At 60.7% G+C, this 23,955-nt stretch carries 19 protein-coding genes and 1 tRNA gene; 4 read left to right on the top strand and 16 right to left on the bottom strand.

Annotation, left to right across the window (positions count from 1 at the left end; translation table 11 throughout):
* Positions 1-33: 33 nt before the first annotated feature.
* From A8O26_RS13930 to A8O26_RS13920, 3 genes are all read right to left on the bottom strand, one after another.
* Positions 34-1,572 carry a cryptochrome/photolyase family protein gene (locus A8O26_RS13930; protein WP_064118553.1) on the bottom strand — a complete coding sequence of 513 codons (1,539 nt, stop codon included), beginning with the start codon at positions 1,570-1,572 and terminating at the stop codon, positions 34-36.
* 327 nt (positions 1,573-1,899) lie between these two features.
* Entirely contained in the window at positions 1,900-3,024 is a 1,125-nt protein-coding gene (locus A8O26_RS13925) for an alkene reductase (RefSeq protein WP_064118552.1), read from the bottom strand.
* A gap of 70 nt (positions 3,025-3,094) precedes the next feature.
* Positions 3,095-3,772: a type 1 glutamine amidotransferase domain-containing protein gene (locus tag A8O26_RS13920; RefSeq protein WP_064118551.1), complete on the bottom strand. Its 678-nt coding sequence runs from the start codon at positions 3,770-3,772 to the stop codon at positions 3,095-3,097.
* A gap of 211 nt (positions 3,773-3,983) precedes the next feature.
* On the opposite strand from A8O26_RS13920, the gene A8O26_RS13915 reads away from it, so the two are divergent.
* Positions 3,984-4,568: a TetR/AcrR family transcriptional regulator gene (locus A8O26_RS13915; RefSeq protein ID WP_064118550.1), complete on the top strand. Its 585-nt coding sequence runs from the start codon at positions 3,984-3,986 to the stop codon at positions 4,566-4,568.
* A gap of 63 nt (positions 4,569-4,631) precedes the next feature.
* On the opposite strand, the gene A8O26_RS13910 is transcribed toward A8O26_RS13915, so the two are convergent.
* From A8O26_RS13910 to A8O26_RS13875, 8 genes are all read right to left on the bottom strand, one after another.
* The gene (locus tag A8O26_RS13910; protein ID WP_064118549.1) at positions 4,632-7,067 is read right to left on the bottom strand and encodes a TonB-dependent siderophore receptor; all 2,436 of its coding nucleotides are present in this window, start codon (positions 7,065-7,067) and stop codon (positions 4,632-4,634) included.
* A 100-nt stretch (positions 7,068-7,167) separates the two neighbouring features.
* Complete coding sequence (locus A8O26_RS13905) at positions 7,168-8,136, bottom strand: FecR domain-containing protein (protein ID WP_064118548.1); 969 nt, start codon at positions 8,134-8,136, stop codon at positions 7,168-7,170.
* A complete protein-coding gene (locus A8O26_RS13900) occupies positions 8,133-8,639 on the bottom strand; it encodes a sigma-70 family RNA polymerase sigma factor (RefSeq protein WP_064118547.1) in 507 nt (168 codons plus the stop codon). Before A8O26_RS13900 ends, A8O26_RS13905 begins: the two co-directional genes overlap by 4 nt.
* Positions 8,640-8,747: 108 nt before the next feature.
* Positions 8,748-9,671, bottom strand: a complete 924-nt coding sequence (locus A8O26_RS13895; protein ID WP_064118546.1) for a LysR family transcriptional regulator — start codon at positions 9,669-9,671, stop codon at positions 8,748-8,750.
* An 88-nt stretch (positions 9,672-9,759) separates the two neighbouring features.
* Entirely contained in the window at positions 9,760-10,698 is a 939-nt protein-coding gene (locus A8O26_RS13890) for an AraC family transcriptional regulator (protein ID WP_064118545.1), read from the bottom strand.
* A gap of 11 nt (positions 10,699-10,709) precedes the next feature.
* On the bottom strand, positions 10,710-11,543 hold the full coding sequence (locus A8O26_RS13885) for an oxidoreductase (protein WP_064118544.1): 834 nt from the start codon (positions 11,541-11,543) through the stop codon (positions 10,710-10,712).
* A 106-nt stretch (positions 11,544-11,649) separates the two neighbouring features.
* Positions 11,650-12,345, bottom strand: a complete 696-nt coding sequence (locus A8O26_RS13880; protein WP_301336276.1) for a tRNA (adenine(22)-N(1))-methyltransferase — start codon at positions 12,343-12,345, stop codon at positions 11,650-11,652.
* Between the two features lie 144 nt (positions 12,346-12,489).
* A complete protein-coding gene (locus tag A8O26_RS13875) occupies positions 12,490-13,539 on the bottom strand; it encodes an NAD(P)-dependent alcohol dehydrogenase (RefSeq protein ID WP_064118542.1) in 1,050 nt (349 codons plus the stop codon).
* A gap of 184 nt (positions 13,540-13,723) precedes the next feature.
* On the opposite strand from A8O26_RS13875, the gene A8O26_RS13870 reads away from it, so the two are divergent.
* The 3 genes from A8O26_RS13870 (at position 13,724) to A8O26_RS13860 (ending at position 17,154) form a co-directional block, all read left to right on the top strand.
* Positions 13,724-14,650 (top strand): Gfo/Idh/MocA family protein, encoded by a 927-nt coding sequence (locus A8O26_RS13870; protein ID WP_064118541.1) that lies wholly within the window; start codon positions 13,724-13,726, stop codon positions 14,648-14,650.
* 118 nt (positions 14,651-14,768) lie between these two features.
* A tRNA-Lys gene (locus A8O26_RS13865) sits at positions 14,769-14,843 on the top strand.
* Between the two features lie 25 nt (positions 14,844-14,868).
* Entirely contained in the window at positions 14,869-17,154 is a 2,286-nt protein-coding gene (locus tag A8O26_RS13860; RefSeq protein WP_064118540.1) for a hypothetical protein, read from the top strand.
* A gap of 92 nt (positions 17,155-17,246) precedes the next feature.
* Here A8O26_RS13860 and A8O26_RS13855 read toward each other — a convergent pair whose 3' ends face one another.
* From A8O26_RS13855 to A8O26_RS13835, 5 genes are all read right to left on the bottom strand, one after another.
* A complete protein-coding gene (locus A8O26_RS13855; RefSeq protein ID WP_064118539.1) occupies positions 17,247-18,509 on the bottom strand; it encodes an NAD(P)/FAD-dependent oxidoreductase in 1,263 nt (420 codons plus the stop codon).
* Positions 18,499-20,091 carry an aldehyde dehydrogenase (NADP(+)) gene (locus tag A8O26_RS13850; protein ID WP_064118538.1) on the bottom strand — a complete coding sequence of 531 codons (1,593 nt, stop codon included), beginning with the start codon at positions 20,089-20,091 and terminating at the stop codon, positions 18,499-18,501. The genes A8O26_RS13855 and A8O26_RS13850 overlap by 11 nt, the downstream gene beginning before the upstream one ends.
* Before the next feature lie 61 nt (positions 20,092-20,152).
* Complete coding sequence (locus A8O26_RS13845) at positions 20,153-21,100, bottom strand: dihydrodipicolinate synthase family protein (RefSeq protein WP_064118537.1); 948 nt, start codon at positions 21,098-21,100, stop codon at positions 20,153-20,155.
* A 55-nt stretch (positions 21,101-21,155) separates the two neighbouring features.
* The gene (locus tag A8O26_RS13840; protein WP_064118536.1) at positions 21,156-22,082 is read right to left on the bottom strand and encodes a 4-hydroxyproline epimerase; all 927 of its coding nucleotides are present in this window, start codon (positions 22,080-22,082) and stop codon (positions 21,156-21,158) included.
* 22 nt (positions 22,083-22,104) lie between these two features.
* Positions 22,105-23,730 carry an APC family permease gene (locus tag A8O26_RS13835; RefSeq protein ID WP_064118535.1) on the bottom strand — a complete coding sequence of 542 codons (1,626 nt, stop codon included), beginning with the start codon at positions 23,728-23,730 and terminating at the stop codon, positions 22,105-22,107.
* Positions 23,731-23,955 lie beyond the last annotated feature (225 nt).

Genomic DNA, 23,955 nt, shown 5'->3' with positions numbered 1-23,955 from the left:
TAAGTTGCACGCGGGCCCGGTGCGCATGCGTTGTCATAACGCTTCGCCGCTATCCAGCGTGTCGAGCAAGCGTTGGCCGCGTTGCCACAGCGCCTGTTGCTTGGCTGGCGGCATGCGATCGAGGTTTTTGTACATCATGGCCATACGTTGATTGCCGCGCAGAAGGTCACCGTGGCGCATCAGGAAATGCCAGTACAAGGCGTTGAACGGGCAGGCGTTGTCGGCCGTGGTTTCACGTACCGAGTACGCACAGTCGCGGCAGTAGTCGGACATCCGATTGATGTACTGGCCGCTGGCGCAATAAGGCTTGGAACCGAGGTAGCCGCCGTCGGCGTGCATGACCATGCCGAGGGTGTTGGGCAGTTCGACCCAATCGAAAGCGTCCATGTAAATCGCCAGATACCATTCACAGATCTGCTTCGGCGCGATGCCGGCGAGCAAGGCGAAATTGCCGGTCACCATCAGCCGCTGGATGTGATGGGCGTAAGCATGTTTGAGGCTCTGGCCGATGGCCTGGCGCATGCAATTCATTTTGGTTGCGCCGGTCCAGTAAAACTCCGGCAACGACCGCTGGTTGGCGAATGCATTGCCCTCGGCGTACTCGGGCATGTGCAGCCAGTACACGCCACGGACATATTCGCGCCAGCCGATCAGTTGGCGAATGAAGCCTTCGGCAGCATTCAGCGCAATGCTGCCGGACCAGTAGGCCGACTCAACATCGCTGCAGAGTTGGCGCAGGTCCAGCAAGCCAATGTTCAGCGCTGCACTGATGCGAGCGTGGAATAGAAACGGCTCGTCGCTGGCCATGGCGTCCTGATAGTCGCCGAACCCGGCCAGGGCATAGTCGACAAAGTACGCCCAGAGTTTTTGGGCGTCGGCGTGTGTCACCGGATAGTTGAAGGCATCCAGACTGCCGTAGTGACTGGCAAAGCGTTGCTTGACCAGGGCGAGGACTTCGAGGGTGATTGCATCGTTGGCAAAACCGGCCGGGTAGGGCGCCTTGACGGATTTGGGCAGGGCTTTGCGATTGTCGGCATCAAAGTTCCACGCGCCGCCGACCGGCGTACCGTCACCGTTGAGCAGCAGGCGATTTTTGCGGCGCATCTCGCGGTAGAAGAACTCCATGCGCAACTGCTTTTTACCCGAGGCCCAAGCGCGAAACTCATCGCGGCTGCACAGGAAGCGGCCGTCGACGTGCCAATGGATCGGCAAGCCAGATGCCTTGAGCGATTGTTCCAGGCGCCAGTCTCCGCACTCCGTAATGTGCACTTCGCTCGCCTGCAATAAAGCCTGCCAGCGCTTTAACTCGCCGGGTACCGAGCCGCTGTTCTGCGGATCGTCGAGTGTCACGTATTGCACACGGATGCCCTGGCTCTGCAGCGCCTGAGCGAAGTGACGCATGGCGCTGAAAATCAGCGCGATCTTCTGTGGGTGATGGGCAACGTGGGTGGCTTCTTCCATGACCTCGACCATCAACACATGGTCGTGCTCGCCATCCAGATCGGCCAATGACGCCAGATCAAAAGAGAGCTGGTCACCCAGAACCAGGCACAGCCGACGAGTTTTGTTCATTTCACGAATTCAGCGTAAGAGCGGCAGGCTGCCAAGTGGACGTTTAATTGTTTAGTCCAGATAGTTGTACAGATTGTAGTCTTTGTATAGGTTTTTGTGCGGTGAATTGCGTGATTCCGGGTATTGGTGAATCGTATCTAACCGAAGCCTCAATATTCAGATCTCCCCTGTGAGAGCGAGCCTGCTCGCGAAGGCGTCATCACATTTAACATTTTGGCTGACTGACACGCCGCTTTCGCGAGCAGGCTCGCTCCCACAAGGGCTTGGACTCCGACTCGGATGAACGCTCCCGCTGTTGCGGGAGCGCTTGACGCCGCGTGGGAAGGCTTAGCCGGGATAAACGGGGTAGTCGGTGTAGCCTTCGGCGTTGCCGCCATACACCGTGGCCGGGTTCAACGCGTTGAGTGGCCAGTCATTGGCAATACGCGCGGGCAGGTCCGGGTTGGCCATGAACGGGCGGCCGAACGCGACGAAATCAGCCAGCCCGGAATCGAGCAACTGCGCGCCGGACTCGGCGTTGTAGCGGCCGGCGTAAATGATCGCGCCACTGAACGTGTCGCGCACGGCCTGGCGAAATGTGAGTGGCATGGCGGGCGCGTTGTCCCAATCGGCTTCGGCAATGGACAAATAGGCAATGCCCACGTCTTGCAGAATCTTGATCGCTTCGATGTAGGTGGTGTGCGGGTCCTCCTCGACCATGCCCAGATAAGTCCGCGCTTCATCGGTGGTGGTGAACAGCGGTGCAAAACGCACGCCGACTTTTTCCTTGCCGATGCACTCGGCAACACCGGCCACCACTTCACGCAAAAAGCGCAGGCGATTGTCCAGTGAACCGCCGTACTGATCGGTGCGCAGATTGCTGTGGGCGGAGATGAACTGGTTGACCAGATAGCCGTTGGCGCAATGCAGTTCGATGCCGTCGAAGCCGGCGTCCATGGCATTGCGCGCGGCCTGGATATACAACTGGACCAGTTCCTGGACTTCATCGGTGCTCAGCGCGCGCGGCGCCGAAGGCGGAACCAGTGCACCGGCGCCCGGCGCGGTTTCGATGAACACGCTGACCCGGTCAGTGGCCACGGCGGAGGCCGACACCGGCGCCGCGCCGTGCGGTTGCAACGCGGTGTGGGACACCCGGCCAACGTGCCAGAGTTGAGCGAAGATCACGCCGTCCACCGCATGCACAGCTTCGGTGACTTTGCGCCAACCGGCGATTTGCTCGGCGGTGTGGATGCCCGGTGTCCACGCGTAACCCTGGCCGCGCGGTTCGATCTGCGTGCCCTCGGTCACCAGCAAACCTGCACCGGCGCGCTGCTGGTAATAATCAGCCATCAGCTCATTGGCAATGTTGCCCGGCTGGGTGCTGCGCTGGCGGGTGAGGGGTGGCAGGACGATGCGGTTTTTCAGGGTGTGCAAACCCAGTGTCGCGGGTCGGAAATAGCTGCTGTGGTTCATGCAAATACCTTGTTGACTGGTTTATTAGACCAGTCGACTATTAATGAGATAAAAAATTTTTGCCGCTGAATCAGCCGAGCATCTTCAACAGTTGTTCGGCCACTGCGGCGGAGCTGGCAGGATTCTGGCCGGTGACCAGTTGGCCATCCGTGACCACATGTACCTGCCAGTCAGCGACTTTCGAGTAACGCCCGCCAAGACGCTGGAACTCGTCTTCGATCAGGAACGGCACGACATCGGTGAGGCCGACTGCGGCTTCTTCCGAGTTGGTAAAACCGGTGACCGCGCGACCGGCAATCAGCGCTTGACCGTCCGCCGTCACCACGTGACGCAATACGCCCGGCGCGTGGCAGACAAAACCGTGGGGTTTGTTGCTGCGGGCGAAGGCTTCGATCAAGGCAATTGAGCGTGGGTCTTCGGCCAGATCCCACAGCGGGCCGTGGCCACCTGGGTAAAACACCGCATCGAAATCGTCAGCGCGGACGTCCGCCAAGCGCCCGGTGTTGGCCAGTGCCTGTTGTGCTGCGGGATCGTTACGGAAGCGATCGGTCTCGGCGGTTTGCGCACCGGGCTCATCGCTTTTCGGGTCGAGCGGTGGCTGGCCACCGGCTGGCGACACCAGTGTGATGTCGGCACCGGCGTCCTTGAAGGCGAAGTAGGGGGCGGCGAATTCTTCCAGCCAGAAGCCGGTTTTCTTGCCGGTGTTGCCGAGTTGATCGTGGGAAGTCAAAACCATCAAGATTTTCATAGAGCACCCTGGATTGATCAGGTGGACTCGCCGTGCGAGGGATTCGCGTGGCGTCGACACCCGGAAAAGCGGTTGACGGGGCGCAGCATAGTTTCCAATTAGACCAGTCGTCTAGTAATTTTTTCGAGTGCAGGTTTTTCTCCGGCAGGTGTGGCAAACTCGCCATCCTCTGAAATATACGACTGGTCTATTGTCTGGTAATTTGCGCCCCATGAAACCGACCTACGACGACACTCGCCAACACTTGCTCGACACCGGCCACCGGATGATGGCCGAGAAGGGCTTCACCAGTGTCGGCCTTAACGAAATCCTGCAAACCGCCGGCGTGCCCAAGGGCTCGTTCTATCACTACTTCAAATCGAAGGAGCTGTACGGCCAGGCCTTGCTCGCGGATTACTTTGTCGGCTACCTCGCCGACATGGAGCGACGCCTGACGCTGCCGGGGCTGACGGCTTACGAGCGGCTGATGGATTACTGGCAGGGCTGGCAGGATCGCTGCACACTGGAAGGCCATGGCGATGAATGCCTGGTGGTGAAGCTCAGCGCCGAAGTCGCCGACTTGTCCGAGGCGATGCGCCTCACTTTGCGTGACGGCGCCGAGCAAGTGGTGGCGCGTATCGCTGAATGCATCGAACAAGGCCAGGCGGAAAACAGCCTGCCCGACGGCGATGCCCGGCAATTGGCGGAAACCTTGTATCAGCTGTGGCTGGGCGCGAGTCTGCTGAACAAACTGCAGCGTACCGGGCAGTCGCTGAACACGTCGATGGCCACCACCCAGCGACTGCTGCGCGTCTGATCGCGTTTTACTCAGAGCCGACCTGCCGACAACGGCAAGTCGGTGTTTACTCGCGTAATTGCCTCAAAACTCCGGCGTGTACTTCACACTGAACATCACATTGCGCGGGTCGCCGAAGTTGTTGTTGCCGTTGAGTTGGTTGTACGCGGAGGCGTAGTAGCGCTTGTCGAACAGGTTGTTGGCGTTGACCGCCAGGCCGATTTCCTTGCTCAACTGGTAGCCGAGGCGCGCGCTCCACACGGTGTAGCCCGCCACATCGTAGGTGTGTTCGTAACCCAGCGTATGGCTTTGCGTGGTGAAACCGAGGCCGGTGCTGACGCGTTGCCAATCGCCGCTGAACTGGTAATCGCCCCACACGCGCAGCATGTGCTTTGGCGTCCAGGTGCTGAAGACTTTGCCTTCGTTGTCCGGGTCATCCAGGTACTGGGTGGTGTTGTAGGTGTAGCCGGCGAAGAGTTGCAGGTTGTTCAGGACTTCGCCGCTGATCTCGGCCTCGATCCCCTGGCTGCGCACTTTGCCGGCCGCGTTGGAGCAATACCAGCCGTCGCAGACCATGCCCGAGGCGAGATCGTTGATGGCGCGGTTTTCCTGGTCATAGCGGAACACCGCCAGCGAGGTATTGACCCGGCCATCCATCAATTCGCCCTTGAGGCCGACTTCGTAGTTGCTGCCCACTACCGGTTTCAGCGTCTTGCCGCTGACGTCGCGGTTGGTTTGTGGTTCGAACACATCGGTGTAGCTGGCGTACACCGCCCACTCGCGGCTCAAGTCGTAGACGATACCGGCGTACGGCGTGACCACGCCGGTTTCCGTTACGATGCTTTCCGGTTGCGCGATCGCCGCGTTGAAGGCTCTTTGCGTCGAGTACTGATAGCTGTAGTCATACCAGCTGACGCGCGAGCCGAGCACCAGGGTCAGTGGATCGATTGGCTTGATCCGCCAGCTGCCGTACAAGCCTTTTTGGTGAATCTCGTATTTGCTCGGCGTGGCTTGGCCGCCCGGTGTGTTGAGAATCCCTTCGTAGCTGATGTCCGGACGGTCGTGATCGATGCCGAAAATGGTATCGGTGGTGTTGTTGTTGAAGGTTCGGGCGATTTTGTCGTCACTGGTGTATTTCGAGTAGTTGCCGCCGAGCATCACTTCGTGGGCCATGGACAAGGCTTCAAACTTGCCGGTGACGTTCATGTCGAGACCGAGTTTGGTCGCATCGAAATCGGTGACGAAATCGGCGTACTGAATGCCGCTGCCATCGGGGTTGATACCGTCGCCGCTGGTTTGCAGACGCTGGCTTTTGCCCTTGTTGGTTTCGTCCATGCGCACCGCGCCGACCTTGAACGCCCAATCGTCGTTGAAACGGTGTTCCAGATCGGCATAAAGCGTGGTGACGTCGATGTCCAGATGGTTCCAGCGCGCACCGCCATAAGTGGAGCGCGGCACATTCAGCGGTTTGCCGTCGGCGTAGCGCGGCAGGCCACGGATCATCGGGCGTGACTCGCCATCGGAATTGCTGATGGCCAGACCCAGGGTGGTGTCGTCGCGCAGATCAAAGTCCAGCGCGCCGTACAGTGAGTGGGTTTTGCTCCATTCGTAATCGACGAACGACTGGCTCTGGTCTTCGTCGGCCACGAAGCGGCCGCGTACGGTGCCCGTGGAGTTCAGCGGGCCACCGGCATCCAGTTGCAGGCCGTAGTGATCCCAGGAGCCGGCCTTGCCGGTGAGGGTCACGGTCGGCGCATTCTGCCCGCGTTTGCGCACCAGATTGATCGCGCCGCCGGGGCTGCCAGTACCTTGTAGCAGGCCGGAAGCGCCGCGCAAAATTTCCAGGCGATCGAAGAAAATCAGATCCTGAGTCGCCCAGTTACCCAAGGCATAGGTGTTGCGCGGGATCGGCACGCCGTCGTATTGCCAGTCATCGATCTGAAAGCCGCGTGAGGAAATGATCATGCCTTTGCCCACGCCCTGCAAACCGACCAACCCCGTGGTCTTGTTGACCGCGTCTTTGAGATCAACCAGATCCTGATCGTCCATCTGCTTGCGCGTCATCACGGTGATCGACTGCGGAATTTCCTTGAGCGTGTGCGTGCCTTTGCCGATGGTCACGGCGCGTGCGGTGTAGGAGTTCGAGCCTTCTGTGGTAGCGTCGAGGCTGCGTTCAACGATGTTGGTGGCGTCCAGTTGCAGGGAGGCGCTGCTGTCGCTGGCGGGTTCGACGCTGAAGTTGCCTTGGCCCGTCACGCGTAACTGCAAACCGCTGCCCGACAGCGCTTTTTGCATCGCTTGCTCGGCCGGCATTTGCCCGATCACCGCTGGCGCGCGTTTGCCCTGGACCAGCGCCGGCTCCAGCGAAATGATCTGCCCGCTCTGGCCGGCGATGGCGTTGAGGGTGCTGGCGAGAGGGCCGGCCGGCAGGTTGAACGTCAGGTCTTGCGCCAGCGCTGAGGCCGACAACGTCGCCAAAGCAACGGCAGCGGAAAGGGTACGGGGCCACGTGTTGAACACAACATTCTCCTGTTTTTATGCAAGTGTCAGGAGATAGGTGCGATGAGAAATGAAAACCGGACACAAACAAGAACGATTTTCATAAAATAGTTTTGCCGTCTCATCTTTTACTGATCAACGTCAGCCACGGGCTGTAGCGATCGACACGGATCGGCAGGGTTTCGGCCAGCGCACTGAAGGTGCGCTGCGGGTCGTCCAGCGGGAATACACCCTGGACGCGCAAGCCTCGAATGTCCGGAGCAACCCGGACAAATCCTCGGCTGTAGGGGCGCAAGGCCTCGACCACCTGCTCCAGAGATTCATCCAGCACATTCAATCGGCCGTTCAACCAGTCGGCGCGGCGGCGCTCATCGCCGCTGGCGAACGTGATGTGGTGCGAAGAGAGCAGCACCGCCTGACCTTCCTTGACGATTTGCGTGGTGCCGTCGAACAGCCGCGCTTCGACCGAGTGCTGCAACACCACGAGGCGACTGGCGTCCTGCTCCTGCGCAACGAGAAAGCGCGTGCCCAAGGCGCGCATTTCGCCTTCGGCCGTGCGCACGATCAGCGGGCGGCGCGGATCGGCAGCGACGTCGATGATCAGTTCACCGTGGCGCAAAATGAGCACGCGTTGCTGACCGTCGAAGCGCAGGTCGACGGCACTGTCGGCGTTCAGGCTCAGGCGGCTGCCATCGCTCAGATTGAAGCTCTGGCGCTGGCCACGCCCGGTGTGCAGGTCAGCCAGCAACGATTCACCGAACTGACTTTTGCTGCCCAGCCACAGGCTGCCGCCGAGCAGGCCCAGGCCGGCGATCACGCGCAGGGCGTCGCGGCGCGAAGCCTGTGGCTGCAGTAAAACCTGACGGGCTTCGCTGGCTTGGCCGGGCAAGCGTCGATCCAGCGTGCGCACGGTGTTGAACGAGCCACCGAGACGTTCCTGCAGTTTGTCCCACGCCTGGCTGTTTGCGCGATCGCTGGCCAGCCAGGCGTTGAAGCGCTCCTGCAGGGCGAGGTCGGGCGTGCCGGCGCGAAGCTTGACCATCCAGTCGATGGCTTGCTCACTGACCGGGTCCAGGCGCGGCTTGCTCATGAGGCCATTTCGCACAGGTAGCACTGGCGCAAGGCCTGCTTCATGTAGCGGCTGACCGTACGCTCCGACAGCCCGAGTTTTTGCGCAATCGCCACGTAGCTCAAGCCGTCCAGTTGGCTGTAGAGGAACGTGGCTTTGACGATCAGCGGCAAACCATCGATCGCCCGGTCGATGGCGACCAGCGCCTCAATCAGTTGCAGTTGTTCTTCGGGGGAGGGCACCAGCACCTCGGGCAGCGTCGACAAACGCTCAAGGTAGGCGAGTTCCAGTTTGCGCCGGCGATGACGATCGAATATCAGGCGGCGCGCAATGGTCGACAGGTACGCGCGCGGTTGCTCGATGCTGTCCGGGTCGACGCGCGCCACCAGCAATTGGCAAAAGGTATCGGCGGCGGTGTCCTCGGCGTCCGCGTGATTGCGCACCTGCCGATTGATGTGTTGCAGCAGCCAACGGTGATGGTCGCTGAAAAAGAATCCCAGCTTGCTGGACGGAGGAGATTGCACTGGTCGACTTTCCAGATGTTAGTGAGAATCTCTCTCAATACTACCTGCGTCGCCAGAGCCAGTGCAATGTCCCAACGTTAATGTCGGGCGATTACGCCGACACTGTGGTTAGGGCGCCGCCCACTCATCACGAAATTCCAGCAGAAAATCCACAAACGCCCGCACCCGTTGCGGCACATGACGACCATGCGGGTACAGCAATGTATAAGGTCGCGAGCGGCCGCGGTACGGTTGCAACACCTCGACCAGACGACCATCAGCCAACTCTTCTTCGACGATAAACTTGTACGTCTGAAACAGCCCGGCAGCGTGTTTGGCAAGCGTGACGCCGCCCAGCACGTCGTCGGAACAAGAATAACCGCCGTCGGACATCACCTCTCGATCCTTGCCATCCTCCTGAAACAACCAGGAAATCCGCCGCCCGCTGCTGGGCAGTTCGAACTGGATGCACTCGTGCTCAAGCAGATCCTCCAGCGTCTGCGGGGTACCGGCCTTGCGCAAATATTCGGGCGCGGCGACCACCACCAGTTTGGCGTCTTCGAGCAACCGGGCAATCAGGCTCGAGTCCGGTTGGGCACGGACGCGGATCGCCAGGTCGTAGCCTTCCTCGACAAAGTCGATGTTGCGATTGCCCAAGTGGATGTCGACGGTGACGTGCGGGTACAGCGCGCGAAACTTTGGCAGCAGCGGCAGGATGCGGTGATGGCCGTAGGTGGTGGGCAGGCTGATACGCAGGCGTCCCGAGGGCGAGGTTTGCGCGCCCATGACTTCTTGTTGCGCTTCGACCAATTGCGCCAGTGCCTGACTACAGTGTTCGAAAAACTTTTTCCCGGCCTCGGTCAGGCGAATGCTGCGCGTGGTGCGGGCAAACAGCCGCGAGCCGAGGCGCTTCTCCAGACGCAGAATCGAGCGGCTCACCGCTGCCGGTGTCACCCCGGCAAGCTGGGCGGCGGCAGTGAAACTACCGGCCTCGGCGGCGAGACAAAAGAGTTCGATACTGCCCAATTGCAAGTCATCAAAGTGACGCTTCATGTTTGATTACACCGAGGATCAACCGACATTCCGCTCTCTGTTTACCACAGCACGCCGTGCCATCGGTATGGGGGTTTTGGTGAAGTGACTAATGCGACGAAACATAGAGTGAAGGCGTTGCCGGCGCCGGTAGCGCATACGTGGCTTTCATCCATTCAATCTCGGCCTGCGGGGTGCGGCCGAAAAAGCGTTTGAACTCGCGACTGAACTGCGAGGCGCTTTCATAGCCGACGTTGAACGCCGCGGCCGACGCGCTCATGGCATGGCGCAACATCAACAGGCGCGCCTGGTGCAGCCGCGTCGACTTCAGGTATTGCATGGGCGAGGCGTCGGTGACGTTGCGAAAATGCAGGTGAAAACTCGGCACGCTCATGCTCGCTTCCTGGGCCAGTTGCTCGACGTCCAGACGTTGCTGATAACAACTGTGGATCTTGCGGATCGCGCGGCTGACCTGGCCGAAGTGCCCCTGCCGATTGAGCGCGGCACGCATCGAGCCACCTTGCTCGCCGGTGAGGATGCGGTAATAGATTTCCCGCAGCAGCGCCGGCCCGAGAATCTGCGCCTCGCCGGCCACGCTCATCGCTTGCAGAAAGCGCAAGGTCGACTCGCGCAGTGAGTCGTCCATCGGCGAGGCGTACATGCCTTTGGGCGGCGCATCGCTGACACCATGGATCTCGTCGACTTGCAGCATCAACTCGCTGGCCAGTTGCAGATCCAGGCGCATATAAATGGCGAGCATCGGCTCGGCGGCCGTGGCGTCGGTTTCCATGGTGAACGGGATCGGCACCGATACCACCAGATAATGCTGGGCGTCATAGACGTAGATGTCTTCACCCAGATAACCGCGCTTGCGGCCCTGACACAAAATCACGATGCCCGGATCGTAAAGCACCGGCGTGCGCGTCAACGGCCGATTCGAGCGCAGGAAACGCACCTCCTCAAGGGCGCTGAGGTTATAGCCCTCGACCGGCGCGAGGGTCTCCAGCAACTGCACCATGCGTGCGCTCGTCGAATCGGCCTGCTGCATTGAATACTCCCTCAATGATCGGTGGAGCGGGTCAACGCTTCCCATTGATCGATTTCGGCGGCCGCGTGTTGGAGCTTGTCGCGCACCAACCGCAATGCGTCACTGCCCAACAGCAAATGCGCGGGCGGCGCACGGCTGTCGATAATTTGCAGCATGGCCTGTGCGGCCTTTTGCGGGTCACCAAGTTGCTTGCCGCTCTTGTCTTCCCGTGCCTTGCGGATCGGATCGAAACTGGCGTCATAGTCGGCAATGCTGCGCGTCGTGCGTTGCATCGAGCGACCGGCCCAATCGGTGCGAAACGAGCCCGGGGCCACGGCGGTGACAAAGATATTGAAAGGCCGCAGCTCTTTGCTCAGCGTATCGGAGATGCCTTCGAGCGCAAACTTGCTCGCGCAGTAATACGAGATGCCCGGCATGGTGATCGTGCCGCCCATCGAGGTGATGTTGAGAATATGCCCGGCGCGGCGCTGGCGGAAAAACGGCACAAACGCCTTGGTCACCGCCACCGCGCCGAAGACGTTGACCTCGAACTGCCGACGCATGTCTTCCAGCGGCGACTCTTCGAAGATGCCTTCGTGGCCGTAGCCGGCATTGTTGACCAACACATCGACCGGGCCGTGCGTGGCTTCAACCGCCATGACCACGCTGTCGATCCGCGCAAAATCGGTGACATCGAGGACCACGCCATACGCGTTATCCATGGACAGCGCCTGAAAGGCCTGCAAGTCGGCTTCACTGCGCACCGTGCCGATCACGCGATGGCCCGCTGCGAGTGCTTCTCTAGCCAGCGCGTGGCCGAAGCCACTGCTGACGCCAGTGATGAACAGGGTTTTCGTGCGGCTCATGAGCGACTCCAATGCTTGGGTGTGGCGTCATGGTAACGAGCCGCAAAACGCCGACCTATGCCGGTTCGTCTTCGAGCATTGCCTATTCCTATCAGCCACGAGCCGTTCAGGTCAGCAGTTCAGTGATCCACTGCGCCTCTCGGGCAAGCTCATCGGCTTTGTCTGCCGGCAAAGCTTGTCGGGCCTGGGTAAGTTGGCTGAGGGTTTTTCGTTTGTGTTGTAGCTTGCGCTGCCATTTGCTCAGAAAAGCGGGGCTGCGCGCCTGCATCTGCAAGGGTCCGAAGTACAGCTCCTGAGCCGTGTACGTCACCGGGCCGACGCGCTCGGCGACGATGATTTCGTAGTCGAAGCGGTTTTCCCGCAGCAGTTCTTCGCTGAGGATGCAGTAGTCGTTATCCATCAACCATTGACGCAAGGGTTGCTCGCCGCCATTGGGTTGCAGGATCAGGCGTTCGCGGCCGCTCAGGTGCGCCTTGCCGCTGTCGAGAATGTCACGGATGGTTTCGCCACCCATGCCGCAGATGCTGATCGCGGTGATCGCATCGGCGGGCTTGATCGCCGCCAGACCATTGGCCTGGCGCACGATGATGCGGGTGTGCAGATCGTTCTCGCGCACGGTGCGTTGCGCGGCATGAAACGGCGTCAATGCGACTTCGCCCGCCACTGCGGCCTCGATGGCACCACGGCGCATCAGCGCCACGGGCAGATAAGCGTGATCCGAGCCAATATCGGCCAGCCGTGCGCCGGCCGGAATGTGTGCGGCCACGCGTTCCAGGCGCATGGACAATGTCTGTTCGTTCAACGGCAACCCCTGTGCTGCGGCATCTTTGGCAGGCAAAGGGGGGCGACTCTGGCGAGCAATGCCGACGCTGTCAAATGCCGCCGACAGAATCGTCGCTGGCGTCTGGCAGATCCGCGTGCGCAGAACTGCCAGGGCCGCTGGGGTTTACTCAGCCAATGTCGCGTTGTCGATCACGAAACGATATTTCACATCGCCCTTGAGCATGCGCTCGTAGGCGTCGTTGATCTGATCGGCGCGGATCAGTTCGATGTCGGAGACGATGCCGTGCTCGGCGCAGAAGTCGAGCATTTCCTGGGTTTCAGGGATGCCTCCGATCATCGAACCGGCAATCGTGCGGCGCTTCATGATCAGGTTGAACACGTTCGGCGACGGGTGCGAGGTGGCCGGCGCACCGACCAGCGTCAACGCACCATCACGCTTGAGCAGCACCAGAAACGCATCGAGATCGTGCGGCGCGGCGACGGTGTTGAGGATCAAGTCGAAGCTCTTGGTGTGCGCAGCCATTTCTTCGGGATTGCGCGACACCACCACTTCATCGGCGCCCAACGCTTTTGCCGCTTCTCGTTTGGATTCAGACGTGGTGAAGGCGACGACATGCGCACCCAAGGCGTGAGCCAGTTTGATGCCCATGTGGCCGAGACCACCGATGCCGACCACGCCGACTTTTTTACCCGGCCCGGCATTCCACTGACGCAGCGGCGAGTAGGTGGTAATACCGGCACACAGCAGTGGCGCGACGGCGGCCAATTGCGCTTCGGGATGGCGAATGCGCAACACGTAGCGCTCATGCACGACGATGTTTTGCGAGTAGCCGCCGAGCGTCCAGCCCGGTGAGTCCGGGGTCGGGAAGTTGTAGGTGCCGATCATGCCGTCGCAGTAGTTTTCCAGGCCGGTTTCGCAATCATCACAATGTTTGCAGCTGTCGACGATGCAGCCGACGCCGACCAGATCGCCGACTTTGAAGTCCGCGACATGCGCGCCGACCGCCGAAACCCGACCGACAATTTCGTGCCCCGGTACGCAAGGAAACTGCGTGCCAGCCCACTCGGCGCGCACTTGATGCAAGTCCGAATGGCAGATGCCGCAGAAGGCGATATCGATCTGCACATCATGGGCGGCAGGGGCGCGGCGGTTGATCTGCATCGGCTCAAGGGGTTTGTCGCCAGCGTGGGCGCCGTAGGCATGTACGAGCATGGGAACATCCTCAATCGGTGGGTCGTGAAACCATTCTTGATGTTCTGCGGCGCGGAGCAGTAGTGCATTCCTGTGCAATCGTTGCCTGATCCTGCGAGGGCTTGTGACGTTGCGGTGACAGACGCTCACGCTGTTTGCGGGTAATCTGCCGGCTCGCTGACAACAATAAAAACAGGAGTCACTGATGCAACCGATCCGTCTCGGTCTGGTGGGCTACGGCAAGATTGCCCAGGATCAACACGTCCCGGCGATCAACGCCAATCCAGCTTTTCAGTTGGTGTCTGTCGCCACCCAGGGCAAGCCTTGCCCCGGTGTCGAGAATTTCCATTCCCTGAGCGAATTGCTGGAGAACGGCCCGCAGGTTGACGCGATTGCCTTCTGCACGCCGCCGCAAGGGCGCTTTGCCCTGGTGCAAGAAGCGCTCGCCGCTGGCAAGCATGTGCTGGTGGAAAAGCCGCCGTGCGCCACGTTGGGCGAGGCGTTGGCATTGGTGGATCTGGCGGCGGCGCAGGGTGTCAGCGCGTTATTCGCCTGGCATTCACGCTACGCGCCCGGCATCCAGATCGCGCGAGACTGGCTCGCCACCCGCACCCTGCAAAGCGTACAGATCGACTGGAAAGAAGACGTGCGCAAATGGCACCCCGGCCAGACCTGGATCTGGCAACCCGGCGGCCTCGGCGTGTTCGATCCGGGTATCAACGCCTTGTCGATCGTCACTCATCTGCTACCGCTGCCCCTGTTCGTCGAATCCGCCGAACTGCGCGTACCGAACAACTGCCAGTCGCCGATTGCCGCGTCGATCAAAATGTCTGACGCACGTCAGCTTGATGTGCGTGCGGAGTTCGATTTCGACCATGGGCATGATGAGCTGTGGAGCATTGAGGTTCGTTGCGCCGAAGGTGTTTTGCGTCTGGACAACGGCGGCGCGTTGTTGAGCATCGACGGCGTGCGTCAGTCGGTGTCGGAGGAGGGTGAGTACGCGGCGGTTTATCGGCATTTCCAGCAGTTGATTGGTGATAAGGCCCGTGACCTGGATGTGCAGCCGTTGCGCTTGGTGGCGGATAGTTTTTTTGTCGGGAGTCGGGTGGCGGTCGAGGCGTTTTACGACTGATTAAAAACCTGTCGGGAGCCTCTGTGTGATGCTGCGTGCTCGCAGATTTATTTCGCAATAGAAACCGCAGCGCCGGGCTTCACATCCGTTCGTGGCTGGTCGACAATGCGCGCTCTGTTCCGGGGTAGTTCAGCGGTAGAACACTCGGCTCTTAACCGGGTGGGCGCTGGTTCGAATCCAGCCCCCGGACCCATTACATTTCAGGGTCACAAGGAAGTATGTCCAGGCACGACAGTGATTTCGACGAGCGCGGTGGAGTGAATGCCGGTTATGCGGTGTATCAACTCTCCCGAGCGTTGACCGCTTCGCCGAGCGACGCTGACCCACAGGCACGCAGGCGCATCGAACGTTGGCTGCGGGTTGTCGAGCATCTGATGCAGGGCAGCGCACAGCACGGTTCGCGCGTGCCGTTCGCCGATATACCGGCGTGGGTCACACTGGAAGTGGCTACGGGGGGCTTTGCCACTGGGCAGCTCTTGGCCGGTGGCAACTTGACTGCTTATGAGCAACAGTTGGCTGCGTCGATCCCCGGTATTCGTGCAGGCCATGAGCGGCTCGATCTCAATGTCTGGCATCTTTCGGATGCGGGTATTGCAGCGCTGCAAGCGCGTTTAGCGAAAGGCAATTATCAGATCGATGTCCCGGAGGAAGCTGCGCTGCTGACAGTGTCATGGCTTCTGCAGCATCAGCGTACTGACGAAGCACGAACGCTGATCGAGCAGATCGCGCCGTTCTTCGATCGCCTGCGTTTCTTCCCGACCGCCGTCGATGAGCCGCCGATTTCGACGGCCGAGGTGCACGTTTTTGACACCGCCAGTGTCAGGCAGCAATTGGCGCAGCAATTGGCTCAACCCCGTCTGGCCATGCAAAAGCACGTCGTTGAAAATCGCCTGCCTCTCTACGACGCAACGGTCTCGCTGTTTCTGTTGACGTATCAGGATGGCTGGCCTTGCAGACACTTTCCTGAAGGTTGGTTCGAGCGCGCAACTGCACTTGGAACGCAGATCGCTGAAACCTGTGGCGTTGAACTTCACAGCAATGGTCCATTCAAGACCCGGTCAGCGGAGCTGTTTGCGTTACTCGCGCAGTGTTTCCGTGATCAAGCCTCGCTGACGGGCCGACACGTCGGTCGTATCCGGCAAATTGTCGATGATTTTGTCGCCAAACACGGTCATCCCGAATCCGACGCACATTCCATCAAACGAGCAGAGCAGCGCAATCACGTGGCGGCCCCGGGGCATCATTTGGTTGCGCGGGTTGTTGCGGCGCGTCTGGCAAGTTATCCGGGGGCGGACGGTGTCAGTGACTTTTCGCCGCTGCTGATACCCATCGCCGATGCAGAAGCCAAGCATTACGCGCTGACCGTTGGGGCGATTATTCCGTCTGCTGTTCGTCGGCGTCTCGAACGTTGCCGCAAAGGCACAATCGCCGAGTTGATTGACCATGGCTTGATTTCATCTGGCGATACTGTGGCGCAGGTTTTGCCAGCCATGACGGCTGAAATCTGTAGCGCCGGATATCAAGACAAGACGCTGCAGGCGCTGGCAGGTGCCACGTATCGTGCCTTCCGCCGTCGGCGGTCATTGTTGCTGCTCAACCTGCAAAGTCAGGTCAAAATTGTCGAGTTACCTTGGGTCGCCGCTATAGAGAGTGAACGTGAGGACAGCGGCATGGCCACTGCGGGCGCCCGACAGACGTTGGTCGAAGCCTCTGCAATGACCCTCAATGCATTTGCGCAGGCAATTCTTCCGAACAAGCTGCTGCAGGAGTTTGTTTCACTGGCTGAAACGGCGAAGCTGGATCTTCCCTTCGTCGAAGAGGTGGCGGCTGACATCTTCATGGGCGCTTTCTCCAACAAGTTCACAAGAGCGGCCAGGCAATCGGCAAGGCTGATAGCCGGCACGCTTTACGCCCGCTATTACGACATTGATACGGATGAGCTGGCAGACCTCCCCGATCAGCGCCGATCGCGGCACAAAAGAAACGGCCCGGATGCCTTGGCGACGCTGTGCGCGCGGCGCGCAAACGCCACCTTGGGCACATGGCAGCCAGCGGTCAACGGCACGATCCTCGAACAGCAACAGATTCTGACAACACAAAACCTCGCGCCGTTGTTTGGCGAATTGAATCTGAAAGCGCTACTGCATCACCGTTTGGGTGCGCTGGCCCTTGCGTGCTTCGAGTGGGTTTGCAAGCGGCAACAAATGCACATCGAGCACTACCATGGCCGTCTGCTAATGTTGAAAAATTCAGCGTATGCCTGGCGCCAGATGGTGTTTTATCTGTCGATGCTGGATGGCGAACGGGTGCGTTCGGCGCTCGACAGTCTTGAGTCGCATTTTGCAGCCCAATCGAGTGAATTCCGGGAAAGATTTCTGCCCGCCATGGTTGGTTTGCGCGTCGCCGTTAACGGGCATCGGCTGACCTTGAGTCGTCAGGAACATGAGGGCGCCAAGGTTTTTCTGGGATGGACCACTGAGCGGCATTGGTTAATGCCTTCGTAACCTCCGAGTCTCCATGGCGCGGCAAATCTGTCAGAGCGCTCCGCAAGCCTGCACTGGACAGCAGGCTTGCGGCGCAGGAGCAGGAACTCCGCTCAAAAACGATCCAGCCTGTACGGTTTGTTGATCGGCAGCGTGCAAGCATCGTGCGCCACCGGCATAACCATCCGCACCACCATCTCCGCCGTCACCGCCGCCTGCGTCAGCCCCAGATGCTGATGCCCAAACGCAAGCAACACCCTGCCATCACACACCTGATCAATCACCGGCAATGAATCTGGCAACGAAGGTCGAAAGCCCATCCACGGCGTCGCGGCTTCCACGTTCAGGTCCTTGCGAAACAAGCCCTGACTCAACCGTTGCAACTGCCATGCGCGTGCCATGTTCGGTGGTTTCGTAAGCCCGGCGAACTCGACAGTTCCGGCCAGGCGCAAGCCCTCGGACATTGGCGTCATGATGAACTTGCGCTCCAGCGAGGTGACGGGGAAGGGCAGTCGGTCATGTTCGTGAGGCAGCATCAGGTGATAACCGCGCTCGGTGTCCAGCGGCACTTTTTTGCCGGTCAATGCCGTGGTCAGCTTCGCCGAGTGCGCGCCGCAGGCGATCAGCACGCGGCTTGCGGTCAGTTCACCTGAGCCGGTGATCAGCGAAACGCCGTGTTCCTGCGCAGAGCCGCCCTGAACCTGTTGTTGCACAAAACTCACGCCGCTGGCCTTTGCCGCTTCGACCAATTCACACACCACACGGTACGGATCGATGAAGTGTCCGGTGCGTGGGAAGAACAAACCGCCCTGAATCCGGTCACTGAGTTGCGGCGCCGTCTCGCGAACCGTGGCGGCCTGCCAGAAGTCGACCGGCACATTTTGCTGGCGCATCTTTGTTTGCAGCGCGTCGATGGCCTGACGCGCCTCGGCACGTTCGAACACCAATAACGATCCGTCCACCTTGAGCAGGTCTGGCCGCTTGATGTCGCTGAGCAAACGGTGCCAGGCATCCAGACTGCTTTCATTCAGCGCGCGCAAACCGGCAACGGTGTTCTGAAAAGGCGCCGGGCGCAGATTCAACAGCAGTCGGGTGAACCACGGCAGGGCGCGCGGCAGGTACTGCCAGTCCAGCCGCAACGGCCCCATCGGGTCCATAAGCATGGCCGGCAAGCGTTTGAGAATTGTTGCATCGGCGATTGGAAACACTTGCTCCGTCGCCAGATGCCCGGCATTGCCGAACGAGGCACCCTGGCCCGGTAGCTGTTGATCGATCACCACTACCCGCAAACCCTGGCGAGCCAGACGCAGCGCGCAGGCGACGCCGATGATGCCGGCGCCGACCACGGCGATGTCGTGGGAAACGTTATTCGCCATGGTGCTGCGCTTCCCTATGGCCATCGAGCAGACGCCGCACCTGCAGTGGATTGGCCTGTTGCAGCGCGCTGGGCAACAAGCTTTCGGGGAAATCCTGGTAGCAGACCGGCCGCAGGAAACGCAGGATCGCCGCCGTGCCCACCGACGTGGCGCGTGCATCGGACGTGGCCGGGAATGGCCCGCCATGCACCATCGCCTCGCAGACTTCGACACCGGTCGGCCAGCCATTGATCAGCAGGCGACCGGCCTTGCGCTCCAGCGTTGGCAGCAATGCGCGGGCTTGAGCGACATCGTCATCATCGAGGTGCAAGGTGGCCGTCAGTTGACCTTCCAGATGCTCGCTGACTTGACGAACTTCTTCGTCACTGGCGCACTGCACGATCAGCGAGGCGGCACCGAACACCTCGGCTTGCAGGGTCTGATCCGTGAGAAAATCCACAGCCTCGGTGACGAACAGATGGGCCTGACATTGATTCGGCCCGGTGGCGGGTTGGCCGCTGGCGGCAAGCTTCGCCCGCGCGTTCTCGGCCAGTGCGTTCACGCCAGACGCATAGGCGCTGAAGATGCCAGGCGTAAGCATGGTCTGCGCCGGACTGCGCTGAATGTGTTCGCCAGCGGCGGCGATAAATGCATCCAGTGCTGGGCCCTTGCGGGCAATCACCAGTCCCGGGTTGGTACAGAATTGCCCTGCACCCAGCGTCAGCGAGGCAACAAAACCTTGCGCCAGCGCTGGCGCGCGATTGCGCAACGCCGCCGGAAACAGCAACACCGGGTTGATCGAACTCATTTCCGCATACAGCGGAATCGGCTCGGGACGCGCCTGTGCCGCTTGGCTCAGTGCCAAACCACCGCTGCGCGAGCCGGTAAAACCCACCGCTTTGATGCGCCGATCAGCGACCAGCGCAATGCCCACTTCGCGCCCGGAACCGTACAGCAACGAAAATACGCCGTGTGGCAAACCACAGGCTGTTACCGCCCGAGCGACCGCACGGCCGACCAGCTCACTGGTGCCGGGATGCGCACTGTGCGCCTTGACGATTACCGGACAACCGGCAGCCAGTGCCGACGCCGTGTCACCGCCCGCCACCGAGAACGCCAACGGGAAGTTACTCGCGCCAAACACGGCTACCGGCCCCAGCGCAATCTGCCGTTGACGCAGATCGGAACGCGGCAACGGCTGACGTTGCGGCTGCGCGGTGTCGACGCGCACGTCCAGCCATTCGCCGGCTCGCACCGTGCGGGCGAACAGGCGCAATTGCTGGCAGGTGCGGCCGCGCTCACCGGTCAAACGCGGGCGTGGCAGGCCGGTTTCGGCGTGCGCGCGGTCAATCAGCTCCTCACCGAGGGCTTCGATTTGCTCGGCAATGCTTTCGAGAAATTCGGCGCGAACATTCAGAGCTGTCTCGCGATACCCATCGAACGCTGCCCAGGCCAGCGCGCAGGCCTGTTCGACATGCTCGGCCGACCCACCGGCATACGCCGGTTCCAGCGGTTCATCGGTGGCCGGGTTGATCCCGTGAATGGCGGCGCGATTACCCGCAACCGTGTGCTGCCCGATCAACATGTGGCCCGTCAGAGTCATGGTGTCTTCCTGATAAAAATGAGAAGTACCTGCCGCGGTTTTCGCGGCAGGTGAGGGCGTGTCAGGCGAAGTTCTGTTCCGCCGACCAGTTCTCGTACCAATGACGGAACAGCGAATACTGCTTCTCGGCATAACGACGCTGCGAGTCACTCAACGCATCGCTCTCGTTAAAGTGCAGGGTGTATTCCTTGTCACCGTTGAGCACCATCAAGTGCTTGTAATACAGCACCAGGTCGCAGCCTTCATCGAACGACGACAGCACCGCCAGCGCCGATTCCAGCTCCCGTGCCTGACGACGAGCTTTGGCATCACCTTTGGCCGCCAGCTTGCTCAGCGCCACCAGTTGCAGCACTTCACGGGGCAGGGCGTTGCCGATACCGGTGATGGCGCCGGTGGCGTTGCAGTTGACGAAACCGTGCACCACTTGCGTGTCGACCCCGACCATCAGGGTCACGTCATCGTCCTTGGAGGTGATGTTTTCGGCGGCGTAACGCAGGTCGACGCCACCGCCAAACTCCTTGAAGCCGATCAGGTTCGGGTACTCGCGGCGCAGTTCGAAGAACAGCTCGGCGCGGGTCGCGAAGCCGTAGTAAGGGCTGTTGTAGATCACCGCCGGCAGCTTCGGCGCCGCTTGCAGAATCGCCGCGAAGTGCGCCTTCTGCGCAGTCGCCGAAGCACCCCGGGACAGCACGCGGGGAATCACCATCAAGCCCTGTGCGCCGACTTTCGCGGCATGCGCGGCATGGGCAACCGCTTCGCGGGAATTCACCGCGCCGGTACCGACAATCGTCGGAATTCCCGCCGCCACCAGACGCGCCACGCCTTCTTGACGCTCGGCCTCGGTGAGCAGCGGCCAGTCGCCCATCGAGCCGCAATAAACCACGGCGCTCATGCCGATATCGATCAGCTCGCGACCCTTGGCTACCAAGGCGTCGAAGTCCGGTTTGCGTTGGGCGGTGCACGGGGTCATCAGGGCCGGCATGCAACCGGTGAAGATGTTGTCGCTCATTGTTTTAACTCCTTGGCACATCATTCAAATTACGCTGAAAAGTCTGCGCGGCGGCTCAGATGCCCCACGCGAACGGGTCTGCTTCGTCGATCAGCAAGGTGCTGTCGGCGGTCATGTAGGCGCGGCCGGTGATGAACGGGCGGACTCGTTCGCCGTCCCATTCGAAGCGGCCTTCGAACTGGCTGCCGGTGATGCTCGCCTGCACCCAGGTCGCGCCGGGTTGCAGCTTGTCGTCGGCGGCAAGGCAGGCGAGTTTGGCGCTGGTGCCGGTGCCGCACGGTGAGCGGTCGTAGGCTTTGCCGGGGCACATGACGAAGTTGCGGCTGTCGGCGTTGGCGTCGTCGGCGAACAGTTCGATGTGGTCGATGACGGCGCCGTCCTCGCCATAAATGCCTTGATCTTCGAGGGCCTTGAGCATCGCCCAGGTGTACGCCGTGAGGTGTTCGACGTTGTCCATGTTCAGGGTCTGGCCGTGCTCGGAGACGAGGAAAAACCAGTTGCCACCGTAAGCGATATCGCCGAATACGCGGCCGTAACCCGGCACCTCCACCGGCACCTGTTTGCGATGGCGGTAGGCGGGTACGTTGCCCAAAGTCACCGATCCGTCCTCATGCAGCGTGGCGCTGACCGGGCCGACGGGGGTGTCGATCTTGTGTACGCCCGGCTGGATTTTTCCCAGGTACTGCAATGAATTGATCAGCCCGATGGTGCCGTGGCCGCACATGCCTAGATAACCGGCGTTGTTGAAGAAAATCACCCCGCACGTGGCGTCCGGCGAAACCGGCTCGCAATACAACGCGCCGACCAGCACATCGTTGCCGCGCGGTTCCAGCAGGCAGGCGCGGCGCCATTGATCATGCTGAGTGCGCAGCGCGTCGCGTTTTTCCACCATGCTGTTGCCGGGCAGATCGGGGAAGCCTGTCATCACCAGACGCGTGGGTTCACCGCCGGTGTGGGAATCAATGACGTGTAGTGCTTTCATGGATAGATTCCTTTAGGTGATTTCAGTAAGCGCCGGCAGGGCGCGCAGACACGCTCGAGGCGGGGGCGACGACTTCGCTTTCTTCGTCGTCCTCTTCAAGACGCACCAGATGCGCCGGTACACCGGTCGCGGCGCCCCAGTAATAAATGCCGGTGGCACATGCAGCGACGACGATCGTGTCGAACGGATGAGCGAGGATGCCGAGGCCACCAAAGGTGCCGAGTTTCGACAGCACGATGGTCACCGCGTAGAAGGCGATCAGCCATGCCGAGCTGCGCACCTGGCGGGCCAGATTGAGGTGAGCGGTCGGCACGAAACGGCCACAGAGCAGATACACAACGAACATCAGGATCTGCAGGCCGAGCAGCCACGACACGGTGTTCCAGCCCGACCAGTAAACGATCAGCGCTGCGATGATGAACGACACCGGGCCGAGCACGCCCATGCACTTGACCCGGAACGGGCGCGGCATGTTCGGCGCATTGCGGCGCAGCGCTGCCACCGACACCGGTGCCACGGCGTAGCTCAACACCAATGCGGCGGAGACCACGTTGATCAGCGCTTCCCACGACGGGAACGGCAGGGTCCAGAACACCGACAGGGCGAAGGTCAGCCACAGCGCCGGGCGCGGGATCCCGGACTTTTCATCGATGTGGGTGAAAACCTTGAAGAACGTCCCGGTTTGCGCCCAACCGTAGATCACCCGTGGGGTCGCATTCATGTAGATGTTGCCGCAGCCGCTCGGCGAAATCACCGCGTCGGCGACCACCAGCCAGGCCAGCCAACCCACACCCAATGCCAGTGCGATGTCGCGGTACGGCAGGGCAAATTCCTTACTGATGCCGGCCCAGCCGTTGGCGAGCATTTCTGTCGGAATACTGCCGAGAAAGGCCATTTGCAGCAGCACATAAATCAACGTCGACAGCAGCACCGAGAGGATCAACGCGATGGGAATGGTGCGCTGCGGATTCTTCACTTCACTGGCCACCGAGATGATCGGTGTCAGCCCCAGATACGCGAAAATCACGCCGCCCGCCGACACAGCCATTTCGATACCGGACAAGCCGAACGGGGCAAAACCCTGCACCTGAAAGTTTGCCGGTTTGAAGAAGGTAAACAGCACGCCGATCACCAGCAGCGGCACGATGAACTTGAACACGCTGACCAGGTTGTTGGCCTTGGCGAAGGTCTTCACGCTGCGGTAGTTGAGCAGGAAAAACACGCAGAGCAGGCCGAACTGGACCATCCAGCCCAATATCGTCGGATCGCCTGTGCCCGCCTTGGTCAGCCCGGGAAACCACGCGGCGGCGTACTGACGCGAGGCAACCACTTCGATCGCCACCAGACTTGAGAACGCGATCAGGGTGATGAAGCCCATCAAGTAGCCGAGCAGCGGCCCGTGCGAGTAAACCGGATAACGCACCACACCGCCGGCGCGCGGGAGTGCCGCGCCCAGTTCGCAATAGACGATGCCCAGCAGCAACACGGCGAAACCGCCCAGCAGCCAGGAGAAAATTCCCGCCGGCCCGGCAATTGCGGACACGTGACTGGCCGCGAACAACCAGCCGGAGCCGAAGATCGCACCCAGCCCGATAAATGTGAGGTCGATCAGTGAAAGCTGTTTTTTGAACTTGCCTTGGCCTGACATGGCATCGCCTTCTTGTGAGTTATTGGATAGGCAGTTGTGTCACTGGGACGGCCAGACTTTGAACGCATCGACGTGACGGCGATTGATCTTTTGCCGCGCGATCGATGACGAAATCAGCACAATGCTGCCGATCTGACGCGGCCCTCGACACGCCTTGAGCGATGCTGCAATCTGCACGCGAACGTCGCATGACGGGCACTTGGCCGATCTTTGAAGCGGGGAGAT

Origin of the sequence: Pseudomonas fluorescens, from assembly GCF_001648775.1 — a bacterium.
In the GTDB taxonomy this organism is placed as follows: domain Bacteria; phylum Pseudomonadota; class Gammaproteobacteria; order Pseudomonadales; family Pseudomonadaceae; genus Aquipseudomonas; species Aquipseudomonas fluorescens_M.
Note: the sequence above shows the minus strand (reverse complement) of the source record. Positions and strands in the feature narration are given on the sequence as shown.